This window comes from Paraburkholderia solitsugae (assembly GCF_013177695.1).
Taxonomy (GTDB): domain Bacteria; phylum Pseudomonadota; class Gammaproteobacteria; order Burkholderiales; family Burkholderiaceae; genus Paraburkholderia; species Paraburkholderia solitsugae.
On record NZ_WOEY01000071.1, the window covers coordinates 1 to 10,546 of the forward strand.

At 58.4% G+C, this 10,546-nt stretch carries 8 protein-coding genes; 3 read left to right on the plus strand and 5 right to left on the minus strand.

Features of this window, described 5'->3' with window-relative positions:
- Positions 1-260: 260 nt before the first annotated feature.
- The 3 genes from GNZ12_RS18465 to GNZ12_RS18475 form a co-directional block, all read right to left on the minus strand.
- Positions 261-980 carry a hypothetical protein gene (locus tag GNZ12_RS18465; RefSeq protein WP_172312275.1) on the minus strand — a complete coding sequence of 240 codons (720 nt, stop codon included), beginning with the start codon at positions 978-980 and terminating at the stop codon, positions 261-263.
- Positions 981-1,433: 453 nt separating this feature from the next.
- Complete coding sequence (locus GNZ12_RS18470) at positions 1,434-2,189, minus strand: SDR family oxidoreductase (protein ID WP_172312277.1); 756 nt, start codon at positions 2,187-2,189, stop codon at positions 1,434-1,436.
- Between the two features lie 42 nt (positions 2,190-2,231).
- Positions 2,232-2,633, minus strand: a complete 402-nt coding sequence (locus GNZ12_RS18475) for a nuclear transport factor 2 family protein (RefSeq protein ID WP_172312279.1) — start codon at positions 2,631-2,633, stop codon at positions 2,232-2,234.
- 228 nt (positions 2,634-2,861) lie between these two features.
- Between GNZ12_RS18475 and GNZ12_RS18480 the strand changes: the two genes are divergently transcribed.
- Together GNZ12_RS18480 and GNZ12_RS18485 are read left to right on the plus strand one after the other, a co-directional pair.
- Positions 2,862-3,500 (plus strand): TetR/AcrR family transcriptional regulator, encoded by a 639-nt coding sequence (locus GNZ12_RS18480; protein ID WP_172312281.1) that lies wholly within the window; start codon positions 2,862-2,864, stop codon positions 3,498-3,500.
- Positions 3,501-3,653: 153 nt separating this feature from the next.
- Positions 3,654-4,055, plus strand: a complete 402-nt coding sequence (locus GNZ12_RS18485) for a hypothetical protein (protein WP_172312283.1) — start codon at positions 3,654-3,656, stop codon at positions 4,053-4,055.
- A gap of 615 nt (positions 4,056-4,670) precedes the next feature.
- On the opposite strand, the gene GNZ12_RS18490 is transcribed toward GNZ12_RS18485, so the two are convergent.
- Entirely contained in the window at positions 4,671-5,483 is an 813-nt protein-coding gene (locus tag GNZ12_RS18490; protein ID WP_172312285.1) for a class I SAM-dependent methyltransferase, read from the minus strand.
- A 441-nt stretch (positions 5,484-5,924) separates the two neighbouring features.
- Positions 5,925-7,892, minus strand: a complete 1,968-nt coding sequence (locus GNZ12_RS18495) for an NHL repeat-containing protein (RefSeq protein ID WP_172312287.1) — start codon at positions 7,890-7,892, stop codon at positions 5,925-5,927.
- A gap of 1,902 nt (positions 7,893-9,794) precedes the next feature.
- Between GNZ12_RS18495 and GNZ12_RS18500 the strand changes: the two genes are divergently transcribed.
- Positions 9,795-10,352, plus strand: a complete 558-nt coding sequence (locus tag GNZ12_RS18500) for a c-type cytochrome (protein WP_172312289.1) — start codon at positions 9,795-9,797, stop codon at positions 10,350-10,352.
- Positions 10,353-10,546: the final 194 nt, after the last annotated feature.

The following is a 10,546-nucleotide window of genomic DNA, read 5'->3' on the forward strand; positions in this document are numbered from 1 at the left end:
CCCTAACTCTTGTGCCAGATGGTTGAGATACGCGTCAAACTCGTCGATATCCTCTGTCATTGCGATCGCCCGTAGTCTCCATTAGTTCATACTACCAGGTATCGAAATTTATTGACACAGTAAGACTAGCAGCCTGTTGAAAAGGTCCCGACAAAAAATGAAAGGATTGCGAACGACCGCTTCACGCCCTGAGTTCGGCCTCCGTCCTTCCCGATGGCGTCATCAGGAAGGACGAAACAACCACCTGTACTTTCGTTACCTTAAGCCGTGGTCGACACTAAGCTTCCAACCGTTTGCATATGCGAGTTTCCTTTGAGGTTATCCGCGAGCGTCTGCACAAACGACTGCAACGACGTACCCGAGTTGCTATCGCCAAGTGAGCCCAACAGAGCCTGAAAATCCGTCTGCAGCGTCGAGGTCTGCGAAGAAGACGAAGAAGCATTGCTACTTGCATCCGAGGTACTGGACGCACCACTCGAACTCGTCGTGCTGACAGACCCGAGTTCCTGTGCGAGCGCATTCAGCGCCCCGCCAATATCCCCATAGGAAGAAGTCGCGATCGAGTTCGTCGAGCCGCTCGTGCTGTTAGACGTGGAGCCGTCACTATTGCCCGGTTGCTGAAGCGACCCTAGTGTCTGAAATAGCGCCCCGAGAAAGGCCTGCAGCGCTCCGGAGACCGAACTTGTTGACGACGCATCGCTCGTGGAGGCGGTGGAAGAGGTTGCCGCGCTGGACGAACTCGAAGAAGCCGTCGTGCTCGACGTACCCGAGGTCGCCGTGGCCGACGACGTGCTGCCAATCCCCAGTGCTGACAACGCCGCCTCGAGTGCCGACAACAGCGGGTTTGAGTCCGTCGAGCTGGTCGACGAAGACGACGAGGACGACGCCGCTTCGCAGCCGCCGCCGGTCGAGCGGCGAGTGGTGCCGACAGACAGCAGGTTCGTGTTGGTTTGCGAACCACTTACACTTTGTATGCTCATGATGCTTGATCTCCTTACGCGTTGAGCACTCAGAGTAAGTGATGGCAACACTTCCAAATGCCTGGTAAGGGGGCGATTCCCCTTTCATCTCGGCCATCGGTAAGGTGCGGAAAGTATTCGGTCAGAAATTGCACGTTCTTTCAACGTGTTAGTTCGTTGACTTGAATTCGAAGATGTGCCGACAGCGCCCACTGTGACGATTTCCTCGGGCTATTCGGCTTTCGCGCAATCGGAGGATTCACGCCGAAGCGGCCATTCGCGGAGTGTAGAAAGTAATCCGGAACAAATGCCTGGAATGGTCGTCACGCCACAGCAAACCACTCAGGCCAAATACGAGAAGCGCTCGGCATCAACGTAGTCCCCACTCGTGGGACAAGGATGTCGAACGCTTCCATCGCAAGCGCCCTGTTCTGCTCAGAGGTCGCCTGTATCACATATCCGGCAAGCAGCGAATCACCCTCCAAACACTTCCGCCATCTGTGCATTGAAACCGTTGACCAGTTCGTGTTCACCGGGCCCCGGGTTGCCGCGGAACAGCTTCGCACCTTCAACCAGAATCTCGTCTGCATTGGTTCCGAGGACAGCGATCGTTTCGTCGATGAACGCGTCAAGCGGCATCGCCTGTTCGGCCTCGCGGCTGTTCATGAGGTCCGTGCGCACCCAGGGCGGGGCGATCTCGAGTACGCGAACCTTCGTGTCGCGCAGCATGAAGCGTTGCGACAGCACGTACGAATGCAAGGCCGCCTTGGTCGACGAGTACACGGCAGTCGCAGCCAGCGGCACGAAAGCCAGGACCGAGCTGGTATAGGCGACGACAGCATCGTTCCGGGTCTTGAGGTGATCGATCAGCGCCGACGTCATACGGATCGGCCCCATCAGGTTGGTTGTGATGGTGGACACCAGCAGCGCGTCGTCAATGTGGCCACCCGCCTGGTCAGGCTGCATGATCCCGGCGTTGTTGATCAGCACGTTGAGGTCGGGATAGTCCGCGATCAGTTGCGCCGCTACTTTCTCGATGCTGACCGGGTCGGCAATGTCGAGCTCGATTGCCGCCATACCGGGATTCGCCGCCACCACCTCGTCGAGATGGCTGCGCCGGCGGCCGCTGATGATGACTTTGTTGCCGCGCTGGTGAAGCGCTTCGGCCAGTCCGCGGCCAATGCCCGAACCGCCGCCCGTGATGAAGATCGTGTTTCCGGTGAGTTTCATGATCGTTTCCTGTTGAAGTTGCTGTAGATGGGGTTTGCGTGGTCAGGCGGGGAACCGGTCGCCGAACATCGGCAGGCCGCTCACCGATTCGGCCCGGGTCGCTTCGTCCTGAAGGACGTCCCAGTGCTCGGCGAGCTTGCCGTCTTCAAAGCGGATGACGTCGGCTGCAATCCACGCAGCGGGCCTGCCGATCCCAGAGAAGCGGCCATGGGCGATGACATAATCACCGTCGGCCACGATCAGATGGTTCTCATACCGCGCGGTGTCAGGCAGCGTGCGAACCAGGTCGAACAGGCCGTCGCGTCCCGGCGCAATGTGGGCGCTATGCTGAATGTAACGGTCGGACCAGAAGCGCTCGGCTGCAACGTAGTCGCGCTTGTTGAACAGGGTGTCGAATGCTTCCAGCACGAACGCCCTGTTCTGTTCAGGAGTTGTCTTCGTCATGGTGAGGCCCTCTTTAAAGATTCAGGTGACGACGCGGTCAGGCGTCAGATAACCGTTGTGCCCTCTGCGGCCTGGACGTTCAGGTAAAGAAGGCTATACTTAAGACAATGGTGAATAACATTGTCATTGAAGTGGATTGTGGGCGGACGCCCTGCCAATGTCAATGGTGATCGACATTGTATTTTTCGATGGATCTGATTGGGCCGATGCCGGCCGAAGGGAGGGGGTGTGGGTGTTTCCAGGCAACAGGCGGTTGAAAACCGGCACGCGATCGTGGCCGCCGCCGAGAAGCTGTTTCGCGAGCGCGGCGTCGATGCGGTCGGGCTCGCCGAGCTGATGAAGGCGGCGGGCTTTACGCAGGGTGGTTTCTACAACCACTTCAAATCAAAAGATGCACTGGTCGCCGCCGTGATCGAAAAGGCGATGGACGATGGTGGGGAGACTTATGCCTCCCTCATCGAAAACGCCAGGTCAGCTGACGCCAACCCGGTCAGGCAACGGATCGAGTGGTACCTCTCACCCGAGCATCGCGCGAATATCGAGGCGGGGTGCCCCCTGTCGGGTTTTGTAGGCGATGCCCGGCGGCTTGGCGACGTGGCGCGCGGCGCTTACGTGGAAGGTCTTGCGGCGAACCTCCAGGAATTCGCCAGGGTCATCGAAGAGACGGAGGGGATCAGCGAAGGCAGCCGCGGGAAGGCGATCACCCTGTTCAGCCAGATGGTCGGTACGCTGCTGCTTTCGCGTGCAGTGGCAGACGTTGACCCGGCGCTCGCGGATGAAATTCTTGACGAGGGCCGTCAGCATCTCCTCACCGCCGTGGACACGCAACCCGGAATTCAGTCGCGTGGACGCTCGCGCCGCCGATAGCACAATGTCCTTTAAAGGCCCGGAGCGCTGTCATTGCGCCGCCCCTGAACAGCGCGTCGAATCTGGCAATAGCAACCGTTCTTCGCTTTCAGACGCCTTGCGCAAGATGCCATTACAATCCAGCACTTCGATCTGACAACGGTGATGTGCGCCATGAGATATCTTCTTGCATCGACACTCGCGGTGCTCATCGCTGCCGCGAGCACGGCCGCTATAGCCCAAACATCCGGGGGCAGCGACACACCCAAACTGGAGTGCGCCATTGGGTATGTCACCGGCATCGGTGGAGCGGCACAGAGCTTTCGTGAATACCTTGCAACGCCCGACAGGGACAGATATCGCTACCTTGCGGACAACCCGATCCAATGCAAGGTCTCCGACGAGGGTCGCGCGTCTGGCTGTACCGGTGTCACAAGCCTTCGGCATGAAAAAGTCAGCGTGTACGACGACGTCGACAGCGAGACGATGGCTGTAGTCGCGCGCGTGGAACTCGAACACGGGACATACCCGGTGATTATCGTCGTGCGAAAGCAGGACGTGAAATGCGAGGAGTGAGTGCCCTTACGGCGCTATCGGGTGCACGTTCGGCTATGCGTTGCAGTCGTTGAGAACCTGCCGGAGACAATGCTGATCGCCCATCGACGCACTCGCAGCGTTCACCTGGCTTCTCTCGCAAGTTCTCTGGAGTGGACCGTTGCTTCTTTATTCGCGAGGAGAGTTGTCATGGCGTGCCCGCAGCCGCGGTGGCGGCACGATGCGTACCGGCCCTAACCGACCCGCTCCGATCAGCCGCCAGGAAGCCGTCACCGTCCGCTCAGGCGTCGAGACGAGACGGTGGTCATTGCCACTCTTCCTGGCTTTTTTCGAACGAGCTGGAAGAGCGCGCCAGCCTGCTTATCATGCAATGTAGACATTTTTGGCGCGTTACTTCCAGGCACGCGGATGAAAGGAACGTTGGCCGCACGCGGCACTGGAACTGTCGCCAAGAGAGATCGTTTGGAAAGCAATCCGCAGCGAGCTCAGGTCGACCACCAAGGTGCCACCAGAACGCTGGTCTGTACGACGTCGATCCACGCGTTTTCCTTTCGTTGCACCAAAGGCCGACACCGCTGCGCGCCGTTATCGGGCAGGAGCGAGGCTACGGGGGCCCAACTTACTGCTGCCGACCATTCAGGGCTTTCTCGCAGACGCGAGCACACACGGCATCGGGACTCGCACCTCGCCGTCATCCGTATACGTTGCCGCATCGTCGGACACAGCTTTCTGGATCGAAGCCAGCGCCTCCGGTGACTGCGCTTTCAAGATCGCCGCGACGCGCACACCGCCGCGCATCAGAACGTCGAAAGGCGTTTCGGGCGCGCGGATACGCAAAGTCTGACTGACTTCCTTGATGCGGGGCTCAACGAAGCCCGCATCAAGCAGCGCACGCTCCGATTCGTGCGAGTCGCTGAAGCGGAAGAACGGAGGCCCGGGAGGTAGTTGGACATCCATGCGGCCGTACTTCTCAATGGCCTTGAGCACCATCCCAAATCCAACGGTCTGGTCCGGAGGCGCCCAAACGGTAAACGCGATTCTGCCGCCCGGGCGCAGCACCCGAAACGCTTCGGCGAGCGCGGCCTCGGGACGAGAGAAATGCAGCATTCCGAAGCTGATACCGACCGCGTCAAAACTCATATCCGGAAAAGGCAGATCTTCGGCACTGCCGGACCGGAATGCGAGGTCGGGAAAAATGCGTCGCGCTTGCTGAACCATCGCGTCCGCGAAATCGACGCCGACGACATCGGCGCCACGACGCGCCGCAGCAGCAGCAAGATAGCCGGGCCCCGACGCGACATCAAGAAGCTGGACGCTGGCACGTACCTCAAGCGCATCGAGCAGCGCATCATTGGACTGCATCGTCAGTTCGCCAAAATACGAGTGATACGGTTGTGCGACCGTTTCCCAGCCCTGACGCTCAAAGACACTGAATTCGTCTTGTTCCATGTCACCCATCCACAGGGGTTACCCTGCCGCAACACGACATCGGATCGACGCGATTCGCGCCGGTGCATGGTGGTCAGGTTAGTGCCACTAGGCCACTTGTACAAGACTGGACGGGAGTTCCAGAATTCGTTCTCTCGCGCCACCGCCAGCGACTAATGCCGTGAACCGCGTCGCATATGACATTGCGGCGAGATAGACGATCCCGTCCGCGATGTGCGTCCCCTGTCCCCCTATGAAGGGACGATCGCGGGCATTGGCCGAATGGCTCCATCTGGCCGGCTCCCGCCGGATGCGTCGTTCCTGCCGACCCTAATGGTGAGTAGCCCCGGGGTGAAAATCCCCGGGGCTACTCATCACTCAGAAGAATCGTTGAGTTCAGGGGAACCGCTGGAACGCGAAGGGCGTCCAGTTTGACCCGCGACATCGTCACCACTCATCCATTTATTTCAAAGGCGAAACGAGCAGTTTCTGGACGGACCCGGCGGTTGAGCTGGGAGTCCAACGATAAACAACGATGCTGGAGCCGTTGTAGTCGTCCTTCGTGACCACGTACTCCCCGGTCGATCGAAGGTACGATCTAAGGCCGTACATCGAATCCACGTCATTGCCGACGTACACGGTATTGGGATTGCTGTTGATCAACGTGATGTCCAGGCTGCCTGTGGAGAGATTGAAGGCGTCGATGTTGGGCACGGTGTGTACGTATCCGACGAAGAGATAGTTGCCAGCTGCCGTGATCGACTTGGGATTGGCGCTGGTGATGTTGATCACTGGATTGGGAGCGGTGGTGTTGCCTGCGAGCCAGCCGTGATACACCTCGACCCTCGTTCCGATCGACGTCCAATCTGTACTCCCGACAATTCCTTGCGCCAGGATCATGGTGTCGCGGTCAGGCAGGTAGATGATTCGCGTCAATGGTGTGATAGTGCCCGGAATGGGCGTTGAAATTCCAGCTCCCCATGCCGGCTTGCCGTTGGCATCAAACCCGGTCAGCGGATAGTGCCAGATGGCATTCGTCTTGTCCAAACCGGCCCAGACGTCTCCTTTGCCGTCAAGGCAGAATCCATCGCGGATCCTTGCCGTCGTATTAAACGCTGTACCCGGAATCGTGGCGTCCGGTATGGCGATGTAGCCATTCGCAGCGTTGAAGTGGAAGAAGTAGAACGTATCGGGATTCTGGCCGGCCGCCACAAGGATCCGGTTTGCGCCGACGGTGGCGACTTGACCGAACTGCTCACCGCGTTCCGGGTCGTTGATGTTGATTCGTGGATCGGATGGATAGTCAATTGGATCGACGGTGTTCGCTACGAAGGTTCCTCCAGCGGAGCCAGTGTAGATGTTGTCGCCGCCGTAGAAGTAGGCACCGTCAGTACCCGGCTCCGGAGCGGCGATCCCCTCGAAGTTGAGAGACTGAAGCTTCCATTGCAGGTTGCCTGAGTTGTCGTAGGAGTGAATGTCCGTGCCGCCAGTGCGACCAAGATCCCATGTTCCGCCCCACGGGTTATTGAGCACGTACAGATTGCCAAAGGAGTCCTTGCCGATGCCAGTGACGGCGGTGAAACGCTTGGCCCCGACCTGACCCTTGATCCCGGTCGTTGTGTCGAGATAGCCGCCCTTAATACCGAACGTGCTGACTAGCGACGGAACACCAACTAAGCTATAGGCCTTGATGTTCATGTCAGGACCTTCGTCACCTACCATCATGTTACCGGTAGTTGGGTCGAAGTATAGGGACGACGGTCTTGAGCCGACTGGCATCTGAATCTTCGGCAGCGGAGTTCCGTTCGGTCGGAATCCAAGCACTCTGTTTGCGAGTTTCTCCGCAATCCAGATGTTTCCTGCCCCGTCGAGGGCGAGCGCACCGGGGCTTGGGACTGCAATATCCCGTTGCCAGACCCCGTCAGTAGTGAAGACGCGGACCCGATTACCTGGAAAGTCGCTGGCGTAAAGAAGCGTTCCCGCCGTTGCCAGACCCGTCACTACATCGGCATGCCGTTCGGTGGTGTCCGCGCTGACGGGGATGAGAAGGTCACGGGCATGTGTGCTTCGACCATATCTTCCGACACTACCACTGCCGAAGGCTGCGTTGAACTGAAGCGCAACGAAGAGATCAGTAGAATTGCCTGTGATCGCACTGCCCTGAAAATCGCTATGAGCGCCGATAGAACCGATACTTTGTCCATTCTGGTATATCGCAACTCCACCTTCGTTTTCATCCCACAGGGACGATGTGTAGATGACCCCTTCAGGCGCAACCCACATGGAACGGGCAGCGTTGCCTACATGAGTTGCGTTAGTCCCAAACGTATTCGCTATCCAGTCAGTCATGTACTGCGCCTGACATTCTGGCGCAATCGTAGCGATCAGCACTGCGGCAAGGAATGCGGCAAAGATTCGTTTCGTGACCATGAGTGATGTCCTAAAATCATTTGACACGGGATGGCCGCCAGGGGCATTCCGAAGGTTTCAACCATCGGCGCATCCCTTGAATGGAGTCAGTCAGGATTTGTTCGACAGACGATCCGCGCCGACTGAAATTTCTTATCCTTCTAATATCGGGCGAACCGGTGTCAGTCAGAAATTTAGGCATTTTTCAGCCGAATGTCTGAGCATTTGAAGAGCGTGTGTGCGCTATCGCACGTGGCCGTCCACGGGGTGCGGCTGCGAATCTGATGCACAACCGCACGCCTTTTTGCACGGCTGCGAGCTTCCGACCGACTTGGCACTTCAGCCCAACAGGCACGTGGGTCATTCCCGCGGGTGGCACGCAACAGATACTGCGCTGGCAACAGATTGCGCGGTGATTGGCGCGAGGGCCGGGACCGGCAAAAGCAATCCGACATGCGTACAGCCACTTCGTCGGAAAAGCCAAGTTGAATGAGATCGGTCACAGAGCGCAAGCCTAAGTGCGCGTCGGCCGACGCAAGACGCCAGGCGTCGTCCGCTTTCGCCGCTTTCGGGAGCACCAACATCGCCTTGTCAGAATTCTCCACGCCGACGGCTGCCGTTTGAAGCGTTCACGACTGGTGTCAGACGGGCAAACCGATTCGACGATCGGAGCGAGTTCGCCAGACGCCGCGGGTACGCGAGAGCGAAACCCCGGGGATCAAGTCGACAAAACCGCCAGGCGTTCTCTTGCAGCGCGTTTAACCCCGACTGCCAACGCAGTAGCATCTGATCGAACTGTGTCACCAGTTCAAAACACAATACAAACGCCAACGCATAACCGAAACCAGGGAATCTATAAATCCACCGCAGTATCGGCACTGCAAGTCGCGCTCTAACGGTGTCCCGAGTCGCAATATAGGCGATGAAAACCCCGATCGCCGCGCCCGCAAGGACGTCGGTCGGATAGTCCAAGCCCCAGTTTCGCACCTACGCGGCGCGACGGGTCGATGCGGCCCTAGACGCTGCTACACAGGCCATACTAGGCGCAGTACACCCGTCTCGTGGGCACAAGGAAGCCGGTCCGCATTTGACGAGACTGGCTTTTTCATTTGAACGAGGGTCTCTCCGGGGAGCGATTCTGAACTTTGACTTTAACGAGTTGCTCGAGCGGCAGGAGGCGCCCCACAAGAGCCGGTCGACCGAAATCCGCGACCGACAGCTTGCCCGCCGGTAAGAGACAGCCGGGCGTCACGTTTATGCGGCACAGTCCCGACTAAATTCCTGTTGAAGTTCTATACGCGGCTAGTGTGGCCGCAAATGCAGCTTCCGGATTTAAACGGCCAGCGCATTTTGTCCAAAATCGAGCGCTGCCGAAGGTCCTGTAGTTACCGGTCAATGACGAATCTGTAATCAGCGAGCAAGAGTGCCGTCATTTACCCGATCCAATAATGACTGCACGGTCTCGACGCCAACAAGGCGCGTTCAAGTGCAGTCCGATCGCCATGCCTTTCGCAATGGCGGATGGAGCGCGCGTGTACATCTTGACCGCACGACCGTTCACGTCCCACGTAAAAGGGACCGGTATCGCCGGGCCTGCTTGCCGCAGACGATTCCCTCTTAACGAATATCTGGATTTCCATGAAAGCCCCGCTTTGCCTTGCGATCGTTCTCGTCGCGCTTACTACCGGCGGTTGTGCGAATACTCGTCCGATTCAATCAGGAACAGGGACACCTCGGGCCGGCGTGCGAACGTCGTCCTGGACGCCCGTCGCATGCCAGTACCTGCACGTGAAGGCGAACTGCGCAGCCTGAAACCGCCGCTTGTTTCACGGCATATCCGTAAAAGTAAAGGCCATCCTGTTTGCATGCATCTCATTCGAGATTCAAGCCGACAGTTATATCGCTTCCAGCAGGTGATCAAACATGAGCATAGCTAAAGACTCCTCTTTTCTTGTCCGTCATTCCACGCTGAGCGCTTTCGTTGCAGCCGTTGTTGCGGTCGTGGCGGCCGGATTCGGCTTTATGTATTCGGGCCTGTACGATGTGTCGGCCGCATCCGGACACAACCCACTTGTCGCCTGGGCGCTGCATAAGACATACATGCAGTCACTGCACCGCCATGCGGCCGGCATCCAGGTGCCGACCGATCTGATGACCGTCGCCAACGTCGAAGCCGGCGCCCGTCTCTACCGGGGCACCTGCGCGGCGTGTCACGGCGCACCGGGACAACCGCTGAGCCCGATTGGTCAGGGCATCCTTCCGATTGCGCCGGAATTGCTAAGCGCAACACGCCGCAACAATCCTCAGATGATGTTTTGGGTGATCAAAAACGGCGTGAAAATGACCGCGATGCCCGCGTTCGGCAAGACGCAAGACGACCAGACGATCTGGGACTTGACGGCGTTCCTCTATAAAGGACGTGGCATTTCCGCTCAAGACTTCGAAAAGCTAAGCGCAGCCAAACCGAACACCCAGCCGTAGGCTATGCCCGTTGGCCCGATAGTGGCAATGCCAGATAGCGGTCGGTCGTTCCTTGCCGTTTGCGATGTACCGCGGGGGACGTCCGACGAGCTGGAGGCCGCGAGAATGATCAATCTCGCGGCGCAGATTGGTGCGCCAGTCATCTGACAGAAACCGTCAGGATCAATGCGGCCTCCGGCAGGCTTCGGCCCGGA

Bases quoted from the DNA above. Each gene is read 5' to 3' on its own strand.
- GNZ12_RS18475 (WP_172312279.1), bottom strand. From the start codon at position 2,633: ATGACGAAGACAACTCCTGAACAGAACAGGGCGTTCGTGCTGGAAGCA.
- GNZ12_RS18500 (WP_172312289.1), top strand. From the start codon at position 9,795: ATGAGCATAGCTAAAGACTCCTCTTTTCTTGTCCGTCATTCCACGCTG.
- GNZ12_RS18465 (WP_172312275.1), bottom strand. From the start codon at position 980: ATGAGCATACAAAGTGTAAGTGGTTCGCAAACCAACACGAACCTGCTG.
- GNZ12_RS18485 (WP_172312283.1), top strand. From the start codon at position 3,654: ATGAGATATCTTCTTGCATCGACACTCGCGGTGCTCATCGCTGCCGCG.
- GNZ12_RS18490 (WP_172312285.1), bottom strand. From the start codon at position 5,483: ATGGAACAAGACGAATTCAGTGTCTTTGAGCGTCAGGGCTGGGAAACG.
- GNZ12_RS18470 (WP_172312277.1), bottom strand. From the start codon at position 2,189: ATGAAACTCACCGGAAACACGATCTTCATCACGGGCGGCGGTTCGGGC.
- GNZ12_RS18495 (WP_172312287.1), bottom strand. From the start codon at position 7,892: ATGGTCACGAAACGAATCTTTGCCGCATTCCTTGCCGCAGTGCTGATC.